The following is a 19,657-nucleotide window of genomic DNA, read 5'->3' on the forward strand; positions in this document are numbered from 1 at the left end:
GACTGTCGGAAAGGCCCGCTGGTCGGGGTGGTGGGGAGTCTGAGCCACGGACTCCCCACCATGGACATCCACCATCGGCGCACCCGCCTTCTGGGCATTCCCTCCTGGAGTTCCGTTCTGGATGGGAAAGCAGCCTATTTCCTGGAAACGGGTGAGCGTCGGGGAAAGGCGGTATCGGGGAAAAATCACCCGTGGCGTAACCCGTAGATGGACGACCTGGCATCGAATATCCAAAATTGCGAGACATCGAGAGGTGGTGGCTCAAGGGTTCTCATCGGGTAGGTATATGTGGGGGTCTCGGTGTCGGTTCGCCATGGACCGACCTTGTTTCGCATTGAAACGGACCTGTTGAGATGCCGGTTGGATATCACCGAGACCGGATATTGAAGAGAGGTGTGCACTCCCTCTCTGATCAGGCATGTTCGCAGGCTTGCCCATGAGTGAGCACCTATGCGTGTAATGGCCATGATTATTGATTCGACTTTTTAGAAATTCCAGATCCATTGTCTTGTGACCTGGTTCATATCCCCTTAGTGTCTGGCCGGGAAAACTCCCAAAGCTGTCGGCGCCATCGCGCCGGAGGAGGACACAGTGCGCAATATGCTGCCGCTTCTGAGCTCCAAGCCGCACCAGGGTGGACGTTCCGCGCTCACCTGCCGATACCGGTGCGGTGACGCCTGTTTCCAGGAAGTCCCCAACACCAGTGACAACGAGTACGCCGCCGACATCATCGCCGGAGCGCTCTCCCGTCGGTCCGTGGTGCGCGCCGCAGCCGTGGTGACCGTCGCCGCTGCCGCCGGTACCGCGAGCGTCACCGGCCCTGGCGGGGGCGGACAGGCGCACGCTGCCGCTGCGGTCTCCCGGGGGGCGGGGAGCGGGCGCGCCGATGGCGCCCGTGGCCTGCGCTTCGCACCCGTCGCACCCAATGTGGCCGACACCGTCACCATCCCCTCCGGGTACCGGCAGGACATCGTGATCCGCTGGGGCGATCCGATCCTGCGCGGTGCGCCCGCCTTCGACGCCGAGAGGCAGACGGCCAAGGCGCAGGCCGGCCAGTTCGGCTACAACAACGACTTCCTGTCCCTGCTCCCGCTGCCCGGTGAGCGCGGTCGACAGATCATGGTCGCCAACCACGAATACACCAGCGAGTGGTTGATGTTCCGCAACTACGATCCCCAGAACCCGACTCGCGAACAGGTGGAGATCGGCTGGGCCGGACACGGGCTGTCGGTCGTGGTGGTCCAGGAGGAACGGGGTACGGGCCGGTTGACCGCCGTCCCGCGCCACCGGCTGAACCGGAGGATCACCGCCACCACGGAGTTCCGTGTCACCGGGCCTGCTGCCGGTAGTCCCCTGCTGAAGACTTCCGTCGACCCGTCGGGCACCCGAGTCCTCGGTACGTTCAACAACTGCGCGGGTGGCGAGACGCCCTGGGGGACGACGCTGCACGGCGAGGAGAACATCAACAACTACTTCGCCAACTCCAGTCGTCCCACCGACCGGCGCTACGGGCTCGCCACGGGCGCGACCGAGCGCAAGTGGGAGCGGTTCGACAAGCGCTTCGACGTCCGACAGGAACCCAACGAATCACACCGCTTCGGCTGGGTGGTCGAGCTCGACCCGTACGATCCTGACTCCACTCCCCGCAAGCGCACCGCGCTGGGCCGCTTCAAGCATGAGGGTGCACAGCCCCGGCTGACCGACGACGGCCGCCCGGTCGTCTACATGGGCGACGACGAACGTTTCGAGTACTTCTACAAGTTCGTCTCCTCACGGCGGATGAAGAAGGGCAACTCCCGTGCGGCGCGCGAACACAACCTCACCCTGTTGGACGAGGGCACGCTGTACGTCGCCAAGCTGACCGGCGACAGCCCCGAGTACACCAACGGCACCGGTACGGGCGCGCATCCGGCCGACGGTGAGTTCGACGGCTCCGGTGTGTGGATTCCCCTGGCGACGAACAAGGTCTCGCACGTGCCGGGGATGACGGCGGACGAGGTGTACGTCTTCACCCGGCTCGCGGCCGACAAGGTGGGGGCCACCAAGATGGACCGTCCCGAGGACGTGGAACCGTCCCCGCGCACGGGCCGGGTGTACGTGGCGCTGACGAACAACACCGAGCGCGGCAACCCCGGCAAGCCGGGCGCGGACGAGGCCAATCCGCGGAACTTCAACAAGCACGGCCAGATCCTGGAGCTGGCGGAGAACTGGGACGATCCATCCAGCGACGGCTTTGCCTGGCGGCTGTTCCTGGTGGCAGGTGACCCGAACGACCCGCAGACCTACTTCGCCGGCTTCCCCAAGGACCGGGTGAGCCCGATCTCCTGCCCGGACAATGTGACGTTCGACCCGCACGGAAATATGTGGATCTCCACCGACGGCAACAAACTCGGTTCCAACGACGGGCTGTTCGGGGTGGCCACCCAGGGCGAGCGCCGTGGTGAGCTGAAGCAGTTCCTCACCGTGCCGATCGGGGCGGAGACCTGCGGCCCTGTGGTGCAGGACCGAAGAGTCCTCGTCGCCGTCCAACATCCGGGCGAGACCGATTTCGCCACGGTCGAGAAGCCCGACAGCACCTGGCCGGACGGCCCGGGCAAGCTCGTCCGGCCGGCCGTGGTGTCGATCTGGCGCAAGGACGGCCGGGACATCGGCGTCTGACGTCCGCGCGTTCAGGTGCCCGGTGGTCGAGGCGACGGGAGCGGTTTCCTCGGCTGCCGGGCACACCTCTGTCCGGTCTGTTTGGTCTGTTCGGTCTGTCCGGTACGGATGGACCTGCGGCCATTCCTCGTCTGACGGGTGCCCGGCATCGAGGCCCTGCGCAGTCAACCCCCGCACCCCAGACCGGAGTCCTCATAGGTGCCGCGGCGCATGCTCTCCTCGCCGTCCGACGACCACTGAGCCGTGGTCTTCGACCACTGAGCCGTGGTCTTCGACCACTGGGCCGTGATCCAGGAACTCAAGCGGTGATCTAGTAATTTTCTCCGGGAATCAACCATTTCATCCCTCTTTGCGGTCTGTTGCGATGCGGGGCGGTCTCAGCCGAACCAGGGCGCCACCCCACATCACGACCGCGCGGCCCACCCCGGCCCGCGGCGCAGCGAACCGTAGGGAGTCGCACATGCCAGCACGAGGGAGAGCGCGTACGAGTGTGGTGGGCCTGATGGCTGTGGCGCTGGCCGCCTCCGCCTTCACGGCACCGGCGCAGGCCCGCTCGGACAGTACCGACCACCATCCGGACCACACCGCACATCGAGGAACACAACAGGCGATGGAGGCCATCGTCCGCAACGGCATCCCCGGCGTCACGGCGCAGGCCCTGACCGAGGACGGCGTGTGGAAGGCCACGGCGGGCGTCGGCAATCTGAAGACCGGTGCTCCGCGCAAGGCCGACGACCGGTTCCGTGTCGCCAGCATCACCAAGACGTTCGTCGCCACCGTGATGCTCCAACTGGAGGCGGAGGGGCGACTCGACCTCGATGACACCGTCGACACCTGGCTGCCGGGAGTGGTGCGCGGCCAGGGGCACGACGGACGGAAGATCACCGTACGGCAGCTGCTCAATCACACCAGCGGGGTGTTCGACTTCATCAATGATCCCGCCTATGCGGCCAAGTACCTCGAACCAGGCTTCTACCAGAACCGCTTCAAGACCAGAACGCCTCAGGTGGCGGTCGACGCCGCCATGTCGAACCCACCGACGTCGGCGCCCGGTACCGAGTACGCGTACTCGAACACCAACTATGTGCTGGCCGCGCTGATCATGGAGAAGGCCACGGGGAGCACCTATGAGCGCGAGGTCCGCGACCGCATCATCAAGCCGCTGAAGCTGCGCGCCACCGTCATGCCGGGGAACAGCTCCCTCATGCCGCGACCGAGCAGCCGGGCGTACTCGAAACTGACGCGTGACCCCGCGGCCACCAAGATCTACGACATCACCCTGCAGAACGCGTCGCAGACCTGGGCCGAGGGCGACATCATCTCCAGCGCGGGCGACCTGAACCGCTTCTTCAGTGCACTGATGAAGGGGAGACTGCTCTCCCCGCGCCAGTTGAAGGCCATGAGGACCGTATCGCCCGGTTCGGACTACGGACTCGGTCTCGAACGCCTCACGTCGAGTTGCGGCAAGACGCTGTGGGGACACGGCGGAAGCTGGGTCGGCTCGCTCTCGTACGCCGTGGCGACCGAGGACGGCCGCCATGCGTTCGCCTTCAACCTCAACGGTGACTGGAGTTCGGCGGGGATGCTCGAAACGATGGAGGCCGAGTTCTGCGGCACTCCGAGAGCCGACCGACAAGGCACCGAGCAGGGGAGTGCCAACGGCTCGGGTACGGGAAGCGCAACCGGCACCCCGTCTCCCAATGACACGACCTCGGAGGGGATCTCGGAGGGGATCACGGGGATCTCCCAACGCCTCCACCCCGTGACCGCCAGGCGCTGAGCCTGTTGGCAGCGCCCGGCGGTCACGCTGCCCACCCGACCGCGCACCCACAACACCGACCCACGGACCTCGGGAGCCGCAGGTGCGCGGTCGTGGACATCGGCCGGCCGATGCCGTCAGCTCTCCGTGGAGATGCAGAACGGGTGGCCTGCGGGGTCCAGCAGGACCCTCCGTTCATCGGGGTGTGGCTGAACCGAAGGCTCCACGGCGCCCAGGGCCAGCATCCGGGCGTGGGCCGCCTCCAGGTCGTCGACGCCCAGTTCCATGTGTGCCTGCTTCCCCTGGGACGGGTCCGGCCAGGTCGGCGGCCGGTAGTCGGCCACCCGGATGAACCCGAGACCGGGTGCGCCCTCCCGACCGAGCAGGACGAAGTCATCGCTGGAGTAGATGACGGGCAGGCCGAGAGCGTCACCGTAGAAGCGGGCCAGCACGATCGGGTCCGGGCAGTCGAAGTCGATGGACAGCATGCGGATCGCGGGCCCGGATGCGGTGGCGGTGTCGGTGTCCGATGAGGCTTCGGTGTGCAAAGCGCTGTCGGTGGTCAAGGTGGTTTCGGTACTCATGGGGAGGACGCTAGGACGAGATGAGGACAGTTTCGGTCCTGATCATGGGGCACACCTCGGGATGTGATCAGCACCTCCACCCGTCTGCTGCGACTGGTCTCGCTGCTGTCCACCCGATCGACGTGGACCTGCCGCGAGCTGTCCGAGCGCATGGCGGCCACCGACCGCACGGTCCGACGGGACATCGCCCGGCTGCGGGAACTCGGATGGCCGACCCAGGGGGCTGACTCATACGACTGATGCGGGAACCGGTCTCAGGGCGCCAAGGGGGCGCTTCCCCCGGCCGTGCCTCGAAGCTCCGCCAAGCGCTCCCGTACGGCGTCGGCCTCCGGGTCCCACAGTGCGTCGAACATCGCGGCGGCCCGTTCCCAGATCTCCTCCGCCTCCGCCGAACGGCCGGTCGCCAACTTGGTGTCGCCCAGCCTGACCAGGGTCTCGGCCTCGTGGTAGCGGTCGGCCGAGGACCGGAACAGCTCGATCGCCTCCTCATAGCTGGTCACCGCCCGGTCGTAGCGGGCCAGGTGGTGGTAGGCGAACCCCAGGCTGTCCAGCGTGGCGGCCTGCCCGTTGCGATCGCCCGCCTGCCGCTGTCGCTCCAGCGCACGCGTGCAGTGGTCGATGGCGGCCGGGTAGTCGCCCTGCGCGGCATGGAGCCACCCCATCGCATTGAGGGTGCGGGCCTCGCCGTCCCGGTTGCCGGAGAGCCCGTACAGGCGCAGCGCCTCCCGCCCGTGTTCCAGGGCCTGGGCCAGCCGACCGCTCATGTAGCAGAGCTCGACGTAGTTGTGCAGGGTCTGGGCCTGCCCGTTCCACTCGCCCAACCGCTCGTACAGCCCGAGGGCCCGGCGCAGCAGCTGTTCGGCGGTGTCGAGGGCGCCGAGTCGGGAGTCGGCCCGGGCGAGCAGCCGACAGGCCATGGCCTCGCCCACCTCGTCACCGGACCGTTCGGCGGCGGCCAACGCGGTCTCCTGGACCGTGCGCTGGTCCTGCCACTGGCCGAGGGGCGCCAGATAGGCGGTGAGTGCCCAGGCGAGCTGCCAGCTGTACGTTTCGAAGCCGTACGCCGCGGCCTGCGCCACCGCCCGCAACAGCACTTGGCGCTCGCCGGCGAACCACGCAAGGGCGGCCTCCGCGTCCCGGGCGCACTCGCCGCTGTTCGACGGTAGCCGGGGCACGGGCACGACGGCGGGCCACTGCGGCTGTACGAGCACGGCGGCGGCGTGCGCGCGGTGCAGACAGTGGTCGTAGAACCGCTCCCGGGCCTGGAGCACACCGGAGGCCGGCTCGGTGGTCCTGACCAGCGCGGTCGCGTACGTCCGCAGCAGATCGTGGAACCGATAGCGGCCGGGGCGGTGTTCGGTCAGCAGATGCAGCCGGGTCAGCTCCCGCAGGAGGGGTCGGACGGAGTACACCGGGGCACCGGCCAGCGCAGCCGCGGCGTCCAGAGTCAGATCAGGCCCCGGGTGCAGCCCGAGCAGCCGGAACAGCCGGGCCGCCTCCGCGGAGAGGGCCAGATAGGACCAGGACAGAATCCGCTGTGCGTCGCCGTCCTCCAGTACGTCCAACAGGGCTCCGGTGGGACGGAGTTCGGCCGCGAAGGAGTGCAAGGGGAACGTCGGGTGGTCCGCCACCCGTGCGGCGACGACGGCGAGGGCGAGGGGCAGCCGCCCCGTCAGGGCCACGATGTCGGCGGCGGCGTCCGGTTCGGCTTCCACTCGCGGGCCCAGCCGACGGGCCAACATCCGGGCCGACTCCTGGGCGCTCAGCACATCGAGGGTCAGCGCCCGCGCCCCCTCGGACGTCACCAACCCCTGGAGCCGGTCCCGGCTGGTGACGATCACCACGCTGGTCCCGGCACCGGGGAGCAGCGGCCGGACATGGGCGGAGTCCCGGGCGTTGTCCAGCACCATCAGCATCCGGCGCGAGGCCAGGAGACTGCGGAACAGGCCCGCCCGCGCCTGCGTACCGGACGGTATGCGGGCCTGCGGTACGCCCAGTGCCTGAACGAACCCCTGGAGCGCGTCGGACGCGGACACCACCCCGCTCTCGTCGTACCCCCGCAGATCGACGTGGAGTTGCCCATCGGGGAACCGCTCGGCGACCCGGTGGGCCCAGTGCAGCGCGAGCGTCGTCTTGCCGACCCCTGCCATTCCGGAGACGGCTGTGATCACGACGCCCGACAGCTGGTCGTCCGTGCGCTGGAGACTGGAGTCGAGCGCGGCGATGGCCTCCTCCCGGCCGACGAAATCGGGTGTGATCAGCGGGAGTTGCTGGGGGCGTGGCGGCGGTGGCGGGGAGTCACCGCCGCCCGTGGTCGCTCGCTGTTTGAGGATGTCCTGGTGCAGTTGCGCCAGGTCGGGCCCGGGTTCCAGACCGGTTTCCCGGACCAGCGCGTCGCGCACTGTGCGGTACGCCTCCAGGGCTCCCCCCACATCGCCCACCCGGTACAGGCCGAGCATCAGATGGCCCCAGGCCCGTTGCCGCAGGGGTTGGGACGCCACCAGTCTCCGCATCCGCCGCACCGCCTGCGAGAGGTCGCCCTCCGCGAGCAGCGCTTGGGCGTAGTCCTCCTCGGCGTGGCACCGGCGCTCCTCCAGACCGGTCGCCCACGGCACGAGCGCGTCCGGCAGCGCGAGCCCTTCGAGGACCCGGCCGCGCCACTCGGCGAGCGCCCGGGACAACTCCTCGCAGGCCAGGGCCGGATCGTCGGCCGCCAGCGCGCGGCGGCCCCGGAAGGCGGCCTCGTCGAAGCGTTCCACGTCCGTCGCGCCCGGTGGGACGCGGAGCAGATAGCCGCCCCGAGTGTGCGGCATGCCGTCCCAGGAGCCGTCGCCGCCCAGGGCGCCACGCAGCCCCCGGGCGTAGGTCCGCAGGTTGGCGGCGACGGACGCCGGCGGGTCCTCGCCCCACAGGGCGGCCACCAGTACACCGGTCGGCACCGTCTCCGAGGGGCGGCTGAGCAGGGTAGCCAGCAGCAGGCGCTGTTTGATGGAGCCCAGGGCGATGCTTTGCCCGTCGAGTGTGACCTCCAGGGGGCCCAGGAGAGCGAAGCGCACCGTCACCAACCATGTCGCGAGAGCGGGGACCCACAACGTGGGCTGTCCGAAACCGAGTTGTGCATATGTCGTGCGCACATTGTGCGCGCGCCAGCCTAACCTTCGGGCTGTTGTGAACAACCCCTACGCAAGGAGTGCATGATGCGAAAGTCCCGGAAGGCTGCACAGGCCGCGGTGACCGCGGTGGCTCTCGTCGGTTCCCTGGCGCTCTCGGCGTCGCCCGCGGCGGCTGCGACGACGGCTCCGTCCTGCGTCGGCCGCATGGTCACGGCGACCACCGACGGCTTCGACGTCCTGCTCACCAACAACTGCTCCGGCACCCGTTCGGTGCGGGTCGTCGTGTCCCTGGCCCCGGACAGCCAGTGTTACCGGTTGGCGCGCGGCGCCAGCACGCTGTACATCTACAGCGGAATCCTCGGGAACTACGACCGTACGGTGAACTGCTGACGGGACCGCGCTACCTCACCACCCCGACACCTCGAACGCGTCGGCCGCGGGGGTGCCTGACGACTCGATCGGGCCGCACTGTGCTCCTGTCATCGTCACGCCGGGTGACAGCCGTGGATCTCGGGGCGGATGTGGCGTGTCCACAGCCCGCCCCGGGAATCCCGCGGCAGCCCCGCGCGACCGCTGTGAGCAGCACAACGGCTGAGCGGGGCTGCAACGGTTCCTGCGGGGTGCAGGGGCTGTGACGCGGGTGGTGCGGGGATTCTTCCGTCCCATGCTGCGTCCCCTGGCGCGTGGGACGCTGCCCGTATCTTGGTGGCATGACGATGCACAAGAGCGCTGCTGTGAGTGTTGACGCGATGATCGAGGATCTACGGACGCTCGTCGAGGTCGAGTCCCCGTCGCGTGATCTCGCCGCCCTGGACGCATCGGCCCGCGCGGTGGCCGCGGTCATCGAGAACCGGCTGGGTGGACAGGCCGTCCTGGTGGAGAGCGCGGCCGGACCGCACCTGCGCTGGTCGGGCGGCGGCGAGCCCCGGGTGTTGATCCTCGGCCACCATGACACCGTCTTTCCGCTGGGCACGCTGGAGCGCCGCCCGTTCCGGGTGGCGGACGGGCATGCGACGGGCCCGGGAGTCTTCGACATGCTGGGTGGCCTGGTGCAGGCGATCCACGGTCTGGCGGCGCTGGACGATCTTTCGGGTGTGGAGATCCTGGTGACCGCCGACGAGGAGGTCGGATCGCGCTCCTCTCGGGCCCTGATCGAGGAGCTGGCCCGCACCTGCGGAGCTGTGCTGGTGTTCGAGGGCGCCGCCGATGACGGCGGCTTGAAGACGGGCCGCAAGGGGTGCGGCACCTTCGAGGTGTCCATCAAGGGACGTGCAGCGCATGCGGGGCTGGAGCCCGAAGCGGGAGTGAACGCCCTGATCGAAGCGGCGCACCAGGTGCTGGACATCTCGGCACTGAGTCGGCCAGAGATCGGGACGACGGTGACGCCGACGGTGGCATCTGCGGGAACCACGGACAACGTGATTCCCGCCGAGGCGACGGTCCTGGTCGATGTCCGCGTCGAATCGGCCGAGGAGAAGGAAAGGGTCGAGACGTGGATGGCGACACTCGCCCCCCATCTGGACGAGGCCCAGATCACCGTTTCGGGAGCCGTGGGTCGGCCGCCGATGCCGGAGTCGGCGTCGGCGGAGCTGTTCGCGATGGCGCAGCGGATTCAGCCGGGCATCCTGGGCAAGGCGGTCGGTGGCGGCAGCGACGGCAACTTCACGGGCGCGTTGGGAGTGCCCACGCTCGACGGTCTGGGAGCCGTCGGTGGCGGTGCCCACGCCGAGCATGAGTATCTGGTGATCGACGCGATGGAGGAGCGGGCGAACCTCGTCACCGGACTGGTGAACGCGATCCGCGACTCCCGGAGCGAGTGAGCGCGTAGGGACCGTGAGCGGCGGGCGCCGAAGCACCCGCCGACCGTCAGCGCTGCCGGTCCAGTTCGGCGCGCACGGTCTTCCCCCGGGGCGCCCGATCGACCACTTCCCAGCGGTCGGCGAGTGCCTCCACCAGCATCAGCCCCCGTCCGCCGTCCTGTTCGAGCCGCGCTTCGACCAGGGCGCCGGGCCCTGGGGGACGTCGTGCATGGCTGTCCGAGACATCGATCCGCAGCAGTTCCGGTGTGAGCGAGAGCTCCAGTTCGAAGTCCGCGCCGGGCACTCGGCCGTGGGTGGCTGCGTTCGCGGCCAGTTCCGCGATGAGGAGGGCGGCGATATCACCGACGGCGGAACCGGCCGGTACGCCCCAGTCCTGGAGGCGGTAGCTCGCGAGGTGGCGAGCCAAGCGGGCGCCCAGCGGTGAGGAGGTGAACCGCTGCCGAAAGACGTGCACGGTCGCCTCAATGTCGTGGAGGGGGAAAGCTGGCATGGCGCCAATGTGCCCGCTGGCCAGGGACGTTCACCAGATCGACGACCCCTACGCCGTCCCTGCGTACGAGTTCCCCACTCGACCGTAGGACCGACCGCCCGTAACCTCCGCGGGGTCGTCGCGCGGTGCATCCGCCCGTGGCCCGGGTGAGGGTATGAACATACGTACGGTAGTCGCGCCATTCTGGTCGGGCCATGTCAGAGAACGCTTTACCTACGGCGCTGACCTGCTGTTACGGGCAGCTGGCGACTGGTACGCGGGAGCAGCGTACGGGTTCGGGGCCTGGACGGTAGGGGTAACCGCCCGTGAGCATGGCCGAGTTGGCGCGTTGGATACGGGGAACAACGGTCGCGCGGGAGGTGTCTGGAATGACGGACGGTACGGGTGCGGGCGTCGCCGCCGGTGGTGAACCGGAGACATCGGACAGCCTCAGGGCGTTCGGCGAGGTCGTCAAAGCGTTCCGCAAACGGGCGCGCCTGACCCAGGAGGAGTTCGCCCCGAGGGTCCGCTACTCGGTCCCCACCATCGCCTCCATCGAACAGGGCCGCCGCTTCCCGCCACCGGACTTCGTGGAACGCGCGGAAGAGGTCCTGGACGCCTTCGGCGCCCTGCGCGGCGCCGCCCGACACCTCTCCCGCCAACCTGGCCTGGCGAGTTGGTTCCGCCAGTGGGCCAAGCTTGAGGCGGAGGCGGTGAGCCTCAACACCTACGAGTGCCGGGTGGTGCCGGGGTTGTTGCAGACGGAGGGGTACGCGCGGGCGGTGACATTCAGCGTGCCGCCCCTGCCGGACGCGGAGACGATGGACCAGCGGATCGCGGCTCGACTGGCCCGTCACGACCTACTGTCCACGAGCAGGAAACCGCCAACGTCATTCAGCTTCATCGTGGAACAGGCGGTGCTGGAACGGCACACCGGAGGAGACGCCGTAACACGCGAGTTGTACGACCACCTGTTGGATTTGATCGAGCGCAACTGGAACGTGGAATTGCAGCTCATGCCGCTACGGCAGCCGGTGCACGCGGGTCTGGACGGACCACTGCGGTTGGCGGAGACCCCGGACAACCGGTGGTTCGGCTACTCGGAAGGCCAGGAAAACGGACGCCTCATTTCCGACCCGAAAGAGGTCAGCCGTCTTCATCAACGCTATGCGAAGATGCGCTCACAGGCCCTGACCCCCGAGGACTCCTTGGGCCTGTTGAAGCGATTGCGAGGAACGCTATGAGCACGTCCGAACTGGCCTGGTTCAAGAGCAGCTACAGCGGCTCGCAGGGCGATGACTGCGTCGAGGTGGCGATGTCCTGGCACAAGTCCAGCTACAGCAGTGGAAGTCAGGGTGACTGCGTCGAGGTCGCCGCCTGCCCCACCACGATCCATGTCCGGGACTCCAAGCTGCGGCAGAGCCCGCAACTGGCCGTCGCCCCGGAAGCCTGGAACACCTTCCTCACGTACGCGTCCCACCACTGACCCACCGCGCGACAGAACGCCTCGCTCCGGATCTCCGGCGGCGGGGCGTTCTCCTGTTCTGCCCCCCTCCGAGCGCCGAACCGACCCCCTTCCTGGCCTCATTTATCGATCGCTTGATAGAAAGTTGATCGTCATACGTGTTCGCCAGGGGGACTTGTGTCATTTGATAGTGAATGGGCTGAGCTGAGGTCGGCGGCGACCGATCGGCAGACCGCGATGCGGCTGAACCAGGTCGCCCCGGATGGAGGCGGTGGTCCCGGGCCGCAAGGTGACCTGGCCGTCGACCAGCAGGATCTGGCGGCGGTGGGCGACGCCGCGTTCAAACTGCGCCAGCGGCTCGGCACGGACGGCGACCACGCCAAGGCCAGCACCACCGAGGCCGCGGGTTCCCTGAAGGTGGACTTCGCCCTGGGGGCCGCCCTGGCGACGGTGGCGGAGAAGTGGCAGACCCAGATGGGCACGGTGCTGGACGCCTGCGCCCATATCTCCAACCACCTCGACTACACCCAGAACGCCCACGCCGGTGATGAGCGCTGGTTGGTCACGCAGTTCAAGTTCGCCCAGCTGGACCAGGGATTCGAAGAAGGAGCGCAGCGCTGATGGACCTCGACGCCCTGCGCCTCGCGGACTTCTCCAAACTGGCCACCGCCGTCACCGACTGGACCGCCATGGCCACCAAACTGTGGGAGTTGGAGGAGGACGCCCGTCGGGATCTCGGAGGGAAGGCCGCAAAGGCCAACTGGGCCGGGGTGAACGCCACCGTCACCCGGGAGTTCATCGGCAAGACGGCCAAGGAGTTCGCCGATGCCGCGACCCAGGCGACCAGCATCAAGAACATCCTCAGCGACACCCACGGCGAACTCGTCGACTACAAGGCCAAGCTGAACGCGGCCATCGGGCGGGGGCTGGAGAAGAACCTCACCGTCATCGGCACCGGCGACGGCGGTTTCACCGTCACGATGAACATCCACCCCGACCGTGCCGCCAAGGGGCACACGGTTCCCGAGCACTCCGAAGCCGACGCCATCGCGTTCCGGGACGAGATCCAACGCATCCTGGAAGGCGCGACCGAGAGCGACAGCAGCGCTGCCCGCGCCCTGACCATGCTCGTGGGGCAGACCGAGTTCGGGTTCTCCGACGCCGCGTACTACGACCGCGACCGGGCGGCCGAGGCGATGAAGGACGCCGACCGGATCGCCAAGCTGATGCAGACCAAGGGCGACGACATGTCCCCCGAGGAGTTCGACCGCCTCAATCGCGATCTCGCCCGCTACCAGGACGACCCGCTGTTCCAGGAGACACTGGCCACCGCGATCGGGCCGCGCGGACTGCTCGACTTCTGGGCGGATCTCGCCGATCCCTCGGACGGTGGTGCGCTCCAGCGCTCCCGCCATGAACAGTTCGGCGACTTCCAGAGCAATCTTTCCCTCACCCTGGCGGGTGCCACCCAGTCCGACAGCCCCGCCATGCGCAACTGGGAGAAGGACATGGTCAAGCTCGGTGAGGAGCGCGTCCAGACCCGTGGCAGCCAGGTCTACGGCTACCAGATCATGAGCAACCTGATGCGCACCGGGGACTGGGACAACCGCTTCCTCAACAACTACGGCAACGCGCTCGTGGCCACCGAGAAGAAGATGCAACTCCCGGCGAACTACTGGAACGGTGGACTCCCGCCCACGCCGAAGCTGAACTTCATCGGCGAGGACTTCGGCCGCGACCCCATGACCGGCTTCATGAGCGCGCTCGCGGCCAGCCCCGATGCCGCCACCGAGTTCTTCAACACCACCCGCCCCACCGACAACGCCCAATACGTACTCGGTGACCGGCAGACCTTCGACGACACGCCCCTCGACAGCAAGGACGGCAACGGGGCCCGTGAGGCGACCGGCGCCGCCCTCGTCGCCGCCACCACCGGCATCAACCCCAACGACCCCACCGCCAAGCCCGTCGACCACACCCCCGCACACCGCGAGGCACTGGACCGCTCCCTGAGGTTCCTCTCCGAACGCGGCGACGACTTCCCCGTCGAGATGCGCGACGACATGGCGAAGGTCCTGATCAACCATGGAGATGTGGTGCACCACACGGCCAGCGCGCAGGCGGACGATGCGAAGGACCCCAGACTGCTGGATCGCAGCCAGCTACTGGAGGTCAGCAAGCAGATCTCCCGTGATCAGGAGTCCTATGGCATCCTCAACGACGGCATGAACCAGGAGATGTTGCGCGACATCCACCACGATCGTCCGAGCGACCCGCAGGAGACGCTGCTCAGGTCCGGAGCCACGGTGGGCTTCCTGGAGGAGGCGCGTTACCAGGCGCTCAAGACGGACAAGGAAGACCCCTCCTGGGAAGCCAAGTGGATGTACCACGGCTTCGGCGGGGCCGCCAATTTCATTCCGGTACTCGGCGACGCGGCCCAGCGCGGTGTCGATGCGCTCGCTTACCAATGGCAACTCGACGAGCAGGCTCGGATCAACGACGAGATCTCGCGCGAGAACGGCACGACGTTCAGAGCCCGTGAACAGCAGTTGCAGGCGCTCGCCGATGAATGGGCCAAGGCCAACCCCGACTCGGGAGCCAACCGCTATGTCCTGACGGACCAGATCAACGGCGCCGCCTTCGACGGCAACGGTCGGGCGGCCGGATTGGCGGGCGACCAGTGAGGCGGACCCGTATCGCAGTCGTCGCACTCGTACTCGTCGGTGCTACGGCGGCCTGCTCATCCGATGAGGTCTACGCGGCACCCGACGAAGTCTGTGGGGTGGCCGTCGACAGTGGGGCGGTGGACCCGCTCCTGCCGGAGGGGAAGAAGCTCGACCAGACCAAGTCCGGTTCACAGGCGACACTTTCGCAGTGCCGCCTGAGTGTGGACGGGAAGGGAGTCCTCTCGGTGAAGAGCTACTTCGTACCCGCGAAGGAGGACCCCGTCGAGACCAAAGCCTGGGAGCTGACGAATCCCGCCGAGATCAGCGTGGGCGACAATGCCCGGGTCAGCGATGCCATGGCGATCGCCGTGGCTGATTGCGCCTCCGCCGGCGAGCGCCGCAAGTTCGTCGTCCAGGCGTACCCGTTGACAACGGCCTCCGACCTCCCGGAGCGTCGTGAGGACCTCACCCGCTTCATGGCGGCGTACTTCCCGAAGGCCCAGGCAGCCGTCGACTGCACGTCATGACCCAACCGTGTCGCCGCCGCGCCGAGGCAGGCGGCGACACGCCGTGGAAGATCAGAGCACGCGGACCCAGAGGGTGTACACGTTGGCGACGAACTGGTGGGGCCTGCAGTCGGAGAGCGGTCCGTACAGATGCGCCACGGCGGCGCCTGCGCGCTTGCATTCGGCGTATGTCGAGTGGTCGCTGATCGCGCGATAGCCGATCGACGCCGATGCGGAGCCGGCGCCCGCGAACAGGACGGCGCCGATGGTGAGGAACCCGGCGAGCACGCCGGCAGCACTTCGTTTCAAGGTCATCACAACTCCTGAAGGTGCGGTGCGGTGGTCCAGGGACGGGGGTCGCGACATGCTCCGCCGACGGCACGGTTGCTCCCGGCTGGGGCGGCCGGGTGAAAACTATCCGCATCGAACGAGGCTCGACAAGTGGTCTGCACCAATGGATAGTTGGGAAGGCCAGGTAATCTTGCTCACCCTGATCCACCCGCCGCCGCACAAGCCGTGGAAGCACCGCCGCCAGGGGACGACGCCCGCTCACCCACCGCACTACGCCCGCACCTGACCCGGCCCTGTGCCGGGCCTGCGGGCTCAGGCCGCGGCAGCAGTGGGTGTGAATCCGCTCTGCCCGAAGAGCACGGCGTGCCCGGGCGGAAGTTTGGCGAGGAGGCGGCGGGTGAGGGGACGGCCGGCGTGCTGGGCGACGAGGGCGAGGACGGTGCTGGCGGCCCAGCGGGCCTGGGGTGAGGTGGTGGGTGCGAGCCGGAAGGCGACAGCAGCGACGAACGCGGGCGCGCTCAGCGGCTCGACGAGCGACGGTTGAGCGACGAGCAGTTGTCCCGCCTCGCGGGGGAGGAGCCGAGCGAGCTCCGCACTCTCTTTGTCACTGAGTTGTCCGCCCAGGACGGTGAGTACTGCGCGCAGGGCCCGTTCACCCTCCTCTGGGGTGGCGTATCGGCCGGCGTACCTGACCTGCTCAAGGAGGAGTTGCCACGGCAAGATGGGGTGTCCTTTCTCAAAGCTGTCCGGATACACCGGACGGCACGGAAGCGGTTCGGCATGCGAACCGCGCGGATCGTCGGCGTCCCACAACGGGCCGCCATCCGCTGAGGGTTGGAGCGCGACCCGTCGGGCACAAGGGTTCCCGTTCCCGGGGCGCTCATGCGTCGCTGCCGCGGCTCGTGGTGAACCGGTCCCAGCGCTCTCAGTGGGCTCAGTGCCCTCAGGGTTCTCAGTGTCCTCAGAAGGGTGGCGGTCAGACGCGGATCGACCCCACGCCGTACCCCGGTCAGAGGAACCTTCGGATGGGGGCGACAGCGGCCTCCCGCAGCCGCTGACCATTGGATCGCCGTTTCCAGCGTCCCTTCTCGATCCGCTCACTGAGCTGGAGGTCCTCGTCGAAGTGACCGTCCAGGGTGGCGGTGAACGACGCGTCCAGGACCGCGAGCATGACCTCTTCGTCATGGTCGAGGGAGCGGCGGTTGAAGTTGGTGGAGCCGATCAGCGAGGTGATCCGATCCACCGTGATCACCTTGGCGTGCATCATCGTCGGCTGGTACTGGAAGATCTTCACACCGCATTCGAGGAGCTCCTCGTAGTGGTGCTGGCCCGCGAGTTGGCAGACCCGTTTGTCGGTGTGAGGGCCGGGGAGCAGGATCTCCACCTCGACCCCGCGTCTGGCCGCAGCGCAGATCAGATCGATGAAGTAGGCGTCCGGGGCGAAGTAGGCGGTGGCCAGTCGGAAGCGTTCCTGGGCGGATTCGAGCGTGACACGGATCAAGGTCTGCATGTCCTGCCAGCCGAAACTGGCCGAGCCGCGCACGACCTGCACCACGGCGTCCCCCTGCGGAGAGTGGGTGGTGAAGCGGTCGTGGGAGTCGAAGAGGGAGTCATGGCACTCGGCCCAGTTCTGTGCGAACGCCGCGGCGATACCGTCCACGGCGGGACCGCTCACCCGGACGTGGGTGTCACGCCACTCGTTCTCGCTGCCGGCGTCACCGCACCACTCCTCGGCGATGCCCACCCCGCCGGTGTACGCCACCGACTCGTCCACGACCAGCACCTTGCGGTGGCAACGGTGATTCTGCTTCAGCGGGGAGAGGTACAGGGGCTTGCGGAACCAGGCCACCTGCGCACCGGCCCGATCCATCAGGTCGAGCAGGTCCTTCTCGATGAGACGGCTGCCGAAACCATCCAGCAGCAGACGCACCCGCACTCCGTTGCGAGCCCGGTCGGCCAGCGCTTCGGCGAACTGGCGCGCGATGTCACCGCGCCAGTACACGAAGGTCATCATGTCCACCGTGTGTTCCGCGTTGCGGATGCTCTCCAGCATCGCGGGGAAGATCTCGTCCCCGTTGCGCAGTGGCAGCAGGGCGTTCCCTTCCGTGGCGGCGATGCCGATCAGACGCTCCAGCCTGCGTCTCATGCGCTGCTTCCGCTCGTCCAGCAGGGAAGACGATGGGGCGGTTTCGTACGGCAGTCGTGTCATGTCGTCACCTGGCCATTCGGGAAATGCCGCCCCGAGGATCGGCAGGCACGGTGTGCTGACTGTACCGCGCATTCGTAAGAGCGAGGCACCCTACGGCATCGTCGGATCCGGAAATGTGGGGGGTGTGTCACGTCACGGCCACCTCTCTTGCCCAGGCTCGGTCAGATCAAAACAGCAGATTTTCAGGAGTGAATGTTTCTCGTCGGGGCACCTGATTTTCCGGAGGTTAATAATCATGGTTCCCTTGGTTCTCGTTCTTCTTCTCGTCCTTCTGCTTTTCGGCGCTGGATTCGCTCTGGAAGCATTGTGGTGGCTCGCTGTCATCCTGCTCGTCGTATGGGTGTTGGGCTTCGTCGTCCGGCCGGGTGGCGGCGGTGGCCGTCGCGGTCGCTGGTACCGCTGGTAGCACGTCTTCCCGCATTGGGTGGGCCGGGACAGAGATCTTCTTCTGTCCCGGCCCACCTGCGTGTGTGAGGCAGCTGGTTGTGCCCTGAGCAGTGCCCCGGCAGTCGAAATATCGGGGTGACATTCGCCATCGAAAACGTGCTGCCTTAGTCCATGGGCAAGGGCGAGAAAACCAACCAGCGGCACTATCGGTGATACCGCGACCAGGAGGCTGATCCCGTTTTTATCCCTGTGTTCCATCTTTTCGGGAATGTTCCGGATCGATTCGGGAAGCCGCTTCTATGAATCACCTGCCGGGTCGATGAGTTCACTGTCTGATCCGTGCAGTCACTTTGATCGAAAGGATTCAACATGACGAACATATGGGGATACCACGCAGCGTCCGGCCATCAGACCGGCTCGGACCTGACCGGCTTCAAGGTGGAAGCGACCGACGGCCAGATCGGCAAGGTCGACAAGTACTCGGAGGAGGTCGGCGCAGCCTTCCTCGTCGTGGACACCGGCATGTGGATCTTCGGCAAGCACGTACTGCTGCCGGCCGGCACCATCTCCCGCATCGACCCTGCCGAGCAGAAGGTCTACGTCGACCGCACCAAGGACGAGATCAAGGGCTCGCCTGAGTTCGATAAGGACAAGCACGTCGGAGACACCGGCTACCACCACCAGGTCGGCACCTACTACGGGACGCCCCGCGCCTAGGTCGCCTGCCCATACCGGTGCATGACCCCTCACCGGTCACGGGCACGAGGAGCGACGGGTGCGGCTGACCTCCCCAGGCGCCGCACCCGCCTCGTCCGTCTGCCCCCGCCGGGCCCGGCCCATCCAGTCCGTTGCCGGGTTGTGATTCTCGTACGGGCATGACGGCCGCCGTGGGGCGGCTCGGGTCGTGCGGCCCTCGTGGGGGAGAGCGTCGGAGCAAGGTTGCACGGCGTGTTCCCGTGCAAGAGGGGTAGACGCTCGGCCAGAAAAGGGAGGGTGCGCCGATGAGCGTGACGGATGGAAGCGAAAGACCCGGTGTCGAGCACGTGTGCCGGTGCCCGGGCGGTCGGAACGACACATCGGATGACGTCGAGGAGTCGCCGCGCGAGCGCGAGAACCGACGCTGGAACGAGATCCTCCAGGAGACCCGGGTAGCCCAGACCGGTGTTCAGATCCTGTTCGGGTTCCTGCTGAGCCTGGCGTTCACCCCGACCTTCCGTGAACTGGACACGCCCGGCCGCGCACTCTACGTCGCGACCGTGGCACTCGGGGCCTTGGCCACCGCCTCCCTCATAGCCCCCGTATCGATCCACCGCTTCCTCTCGGGCCAGCGCATGAAGGACGAAGTCGTCCGCACGGCAGGGCGACTGATGGTCCTCGGCATGGTCCTGCTCGCCTGCACCATCGGCTGCACCCTGCTCCTCATCCTGCATGTGGTGCTACCGGGCCCCCTCGCCACCACGATCAGCGGTGTGGTGATGCTCTGGTTCGCCCTCTGCTGGTACGTCCTCCCCTTCCGCCTGCGCCAACAGGCGAACCGCACCCCCACCCTCTAACGGTTCTGGCGGGGCTGACGGGGTCCGACGGGTCTGACAGCGCTGACGGGGTCCGCGAACGATTCCTGTTGCCGCTCGCGATGCAGCCCTTCGGAGCGAGACGTACGCCCTCATGGCCACGCCGCCGCGCACGCCGCCCGTACGTCCGGTGCCCCGTACGAGTGAATGGGCGTCAAG

Annotated in this window: 20 protein-coding genes; 13 read left to right on the forward strand and 7 right to left on the reverse strand. The window is 67.6% G+C overall.

Features of this window, described 5'->3' with window-relative positions:
• Positions 1-591 precede the first annotated feature (591 nt).
• Positions 592-2,658, forward strand: a complete 2,067-nt coding sequence (locus OID54_RS28570) for a PhoX family protein (protein ID WP_329024100.1) — start codon at positions 592-594, stop codon at positions 2,656-2,658.
• A gap of 164 nt (positions 2,659-2,822) precedes the next feature.
• Here the strand turns inward: OID54_RS28570 and OID54_RS28575 are convergent, their stop codons facing one another.
• The gene (locus OID54_RS28575; RefSeq protein WP_329024103.1) at positions 2,823-2,960 is read right to left on the reverse strand and encodes a hypothetical protein; all 138 of its coding nucleotides are present in this window, start codon (positions 2,958-2,960) and stop codon (positions 2,823-2,825) included.
• Between the two features lie 158 nt (positions 2,961-3,118).
• On the opposite strand from OID54_RS28575, the gene OID54_RS28580 reads away from it, so the two are divergent.
• Positions 3,119-4,438 carry a serine hydrolase domain-containing protein gene (locus OID54_RS28580; protein ID WP_329024104.1) on the forward strand — a complete coding sequence of 440 codons (1,320 nt, stop codon included), beginning with the start codon at positions 3,119-3,121 and terminating at the stop codon, positions 4,436-4,438.
• Between the two features lie 116 nt (positions 4,439-4,554).
• On the opposite strand, the gene OID54_RS28585 is transcribed toward OID54_RS28580, so the two are convergent.
• Positions 4,555-4,905 (reverse strand): VOC family protein, encoded by a 351-nt coding sequence (locus OID54_RS28585; RefSeq protein WP_329027841.1) that lies wholly within the window; start codon positions 4,903-4,905, stop codon positions 4,555-4,557.
• Positions 4,906-5,064: 159 nt separating this feature from the next.
• Here OID54_RS28585 and OID54_RS28590 point away from each other — a divergent pair, with 159 nt between their 5' ends.
• A complete protein-coding gene (locus OID54_RS28590) occupies positions 5,065-5,241 on the forward strand; it encodes a helix-turn-helix domain-containing protein (protein ID WP_329024105.1) in 177 nt (58 codons plus the stop codon).
• Between the two features lie 14 nt (positions 5,242-5,255).
• Here OID54_RS28590 and OID54_RS28595 read toward each other — a convergent pair whose 3' ends face one another.
• The gene (locus tag OID54_RS28595; RefSeq protein WP_329024107.1) at positions 5,256-8,057 is read right to left on the reverse strand and encodes an AfsR/SARP family transcriptional regulator; all 2,802 of its coding nucleotides are present in this window, start codon (positions 8,055-8,057) and stop codon (positions 5,256-5,258) included.
• Positions 8,058-8,198: 141 nt separating this feature from the next.
• On the opposite strand from OID54_RS28595, the gene OID54_RS28600 reads away from it, so the two are divergent.
• Both OID54_RS28600 and OID54_RS28605 read left to right on the forward strand, forming a co-directional pair.
• A complete protein-coding gene (locus OID54_RS28600; protein WP_329024108.1) occupies positions 8,199-8,504 on the forward strand; it encodes a beta-Ig-H3/fasciclin in 306 nt (101 codons plus the stop codon).
• A gap of 320 nt (positions 8,505-8,824) precedes the next feature.
• Entirely contained in the window at positions 8,825-9,934 is a 1,110-nt protein-coding gene (locus tag OID54_RS28605; RefSeq protein WP_329024110.1) for a M20 family metallopeptidase, read from the forward strand.
• A gap of 46 nt (positions 9,935-9,980) precedes the next feature.
• Here the strand turns inward: OID54_RS28605 and OID54_RS28610 are convergent, their stop codons facing one another.
• Positions 9,981-10,424, reverse strand: coding sequence for an ATP-binding protein (locus OID54_RS28610; protein WP_329024112.1), 444 nt, complete (start codon positions 10,422-10,424; stop codon positions 9,981-9,983).
• 368 nt (positions 10,425-10,792) lie between these two features.
• Between OID54_RS28610 and OID54_RS28615 the strand changes: the two genes are divergently transcribed.
• The 5 genes from OID54_RS28615 to OID54_RS28635 all read left to right on the forward strand — a co-directional run bounded on the left by OID54_RS28615 (position 10,793) and on the right by OID54_RS28635 (position 15,061).
• Positions 10,793-11,647, forward strand: a complete 855-nt coding sequence (locus OID54_RS28615) for a helix-turn-helix domain-containing protein (protein ID WP_329024114.1) — start codon at positions 10,793-10,795, stop codon at positions 11,645-11,647.
• A complete protein-coding gene (locus OID54_RS28620; protein ID WP_329024116.1) occupies positions 11,644-11,889 on the forward strand; it encodes a DUF397 domain-containing protein in 246 nt (81 codons plus the stop codon). The genes OID54_RS28615 and OID54_RS28620 overlap by 4 nt, the downstream gene beginning before the upstream one ends.
• 156 nt (positions 11,890-12,045) lie before the next feature.
• A complete protein-coding gene (locus OID54_RS28625; RefSeq protein WP_329024119.1) occupies positions 12,046-12,489 on the forward strand; it encodes a hypothetical protein in 444 nt (147 codons plus the stop codon).
• Positions 12,489-14,552: a hypothetical protein gene (locus tag OID54_RS28630; protein WP_329024121.1), complete on the forward strand. Its 2,064-nt coding sequence runs from the start codon at positions 12,489-12,491 to the stop codon at positions 14,550-14,552. Before OID54_RS28625 ends, OID54_RS28630 begins: the two co-directional genes overlap by 1 nt.
• On the forward strand, positions 14,549-15,061 hold the full coding sequence (locus OID54_RS28635) for a hypothetical protein (RefSeq protein WP_329024123.1): 513 nt from the start codon (positions 14,549-14,551) through the stop codon (positions 15,059-15,061). The genes OID54_RS28630 and OID54_RS28635 overlap by 4 nt, the downstream gene beginning before the upstream one ends.
• A gap of 51 nt (positions 15,062-15,112) precedes the next feature.
• Here the strand turns inward: OID54_RS28635 and OID54_RS28640 are convergent, their stop codons facing one another.
• From OID54_RS28640 to OID54_RS28650, 3 genes are all read right to left on the reverse strand, one after another.
• Positions 15,113-15,355, reverse strand: coding sequence for a hypothetical protein (locus tag OID54_RS28640; protein ID WP_329024125.1), 243 nt, complete (start codon positions 15,353-15,355; stop codon positions 15,113-15,115).
• A 288-nt stretch (positions 15,356-15,643) separates the two neighbouring features.
• Complete coding sequence (locus tag OID54_RS28645) at positions 15,644-16,051, reverse strand: DUF2267 domain-containing protein (protein WP_329024126.1); 408 nt, start codon at positions 16,049-16,051, stop codon at positions 15,644-15,646.
• 289 nt (positions 16,052-16,340) lie between these two features.
• The gene (locus OID54_RS28650; RefSeq protein WP_329024128.1) at positions 16,341-17,540 is read right to left on the reverse strand and encodes a phospholipase D-like domain-containing protein; all 1,200 of its coding nucleotides are present in this window, start codon (positions 17,538-17,540) and stop codon (positions 16,341-16,343) included.
• Between the two features lie 235 nt (positions 17,541-17,775).
• On the opposite strand from OID54_RS28650, the gene OID54_RS28655 reads away from it, so the two are divergent.
• The 3 genes from OID54_RS28655 to OID54_RS28665 all read left to right on the forward strand — a co-directional run bounded on the left by OID54_RS28655 (position 17,776) and on the right by OID54_RS28665 (position 19,480).
• The gene (locus tag OID54_RS28655) at positions 17,776-17,946 is read left to right on the forward strand and encodes a hydrophobic protein (RefSeq protein ID WP_329024129.1); all 171 of its coding nucleotides are present in this window, start codon (positions 17,776-17,778) and stop codon (positions 17,944-17,946) included.
• A gap of 350 nt (positions 17,947-18,296) precedes the next feature.
• Complete coding sequence (locus OID54_RS28660; protein ID WP_329024130.1) at positions 18,297-18,644, forward strand: PRC-barrel domain-containing protein; 348 nt, start codon at positions 18,297-18,299, stop codon at positions 18,642-18,644.
• Between the two features lie 284 nt (positions 18,645-18,928).
• Complete coding sequence (locus tag OID54_RS28665) at positions 18,929-19,480, forward strand: DUF6328 family protein (RefSeq protein ID WP_329024132.1); 552 nt, start codon at positions 18,929-18,931, stop codon at positions 19,478-19,480.
• The last annotated feature ends 177 nt before the right edge of the window (positions 19,481-19,657 follow it).

Origin of the sequence: Streptomyces sp. NBC_00690, assembly GCF_036226685.1 — a bacterium.
Taxonomy (GTDB): Bacteria; Actinomycetota; Actinomycetes; order Streptomycetales; family Streptomycetaceae; genus Streptomyces.

Bases quoted from the DNA above. Each gene is read 5' to 3' on its own strand.
- OID54_RS28580 (WP_329024104.1), top strand. From the start codon at position 3,119: ATGCCAGCACGAGGGAGAGCGCGTACGAGTGTGGTGGGCCTGATGGCT.
- OID54_RS28585 (WP_329027841.1), bottom strand. From the start codon at position 4,905: ATGCTGTCCATCGACTTCGACTGCCCGGACCCGATCGTGCTGGCCCGC.
- OID54_RS28600 (WP_329024108.1), top strand. From the start codon at position 8,199: ATGCGAAAGTCCCGGAAGGCTGCACAGGCCGCGGTGACCGCGGTGGCT.
- OID54_RS28605 (WP_329024110.1), top strand. From the start codon at position 8,825: ATGACGATGCACAAGAGCGCTGCTGTGAGTGTTGACGCGATGATCGAG.
- OID54_RS28610 (WP_329024112.1), bottom strand. From the start codon at position 10,424: ATGCCAGCTTTCCCCCTCCACGACATTGAGGCGACCGTGCACGTCTTT.
- OID54_RS28615 (WP_329024114.1), top strand. From the start codon at position 10,793: ATGACGGACGGTACGGGTGCGGGCGTCGCCGCCGGTGGTGAACCGGAG.
- OID54_RS28620 (WP_329024116.1), top strand. From the start codon at position 11,644: ATGAGCACGTCCGAACTGGCCTGGTTCAAGAGCAGCTACAGCGGCTCG.
- OID54_RS28630 (WP_329024121.1), top strand. From the start codon at position 12,489: ATGGACCTCGACGCCCTGCGCCTCGCGGACTTCTCCAAACTGGCCACC.
- OID54_RS28640 (WP_329024125.1), bottom strand. From the start codon at position 15,355: ATGACCTTGAAACGAAGTGCTGCCGGCGTGCTCGCCGGGTTCCTCACC.
- OID54_RS28650 (WP_329024128.1), bottom strand. From the start codon at position 17,540: ATGACACGACTGCCGTACGAAACCGCCCCATCGTCTTCCCTGCTGGAC.
- OID54_RS28655 (WP_329024129.1), top strand. From the start codon at position 17,776: ATGGTTCCCTTGGTTCTCGTTCTTCTTCTCGTCCTTCTGCTTTTCGGC.
- OID54_RS28660 (WP_329024130.1), top strand. From the start codon at position 18,297: ATGACGAACATATGGGGATACCACGCAGCGTCCGGCCATCAGACCGGC.
- OID54_RS28665 (WP_329024132.1), top strand. From the start codon at position 18,929: ATGAGCGTGACGGATGGAAGCGAAAGACCCGGTGTCGAGCACGTGTGC.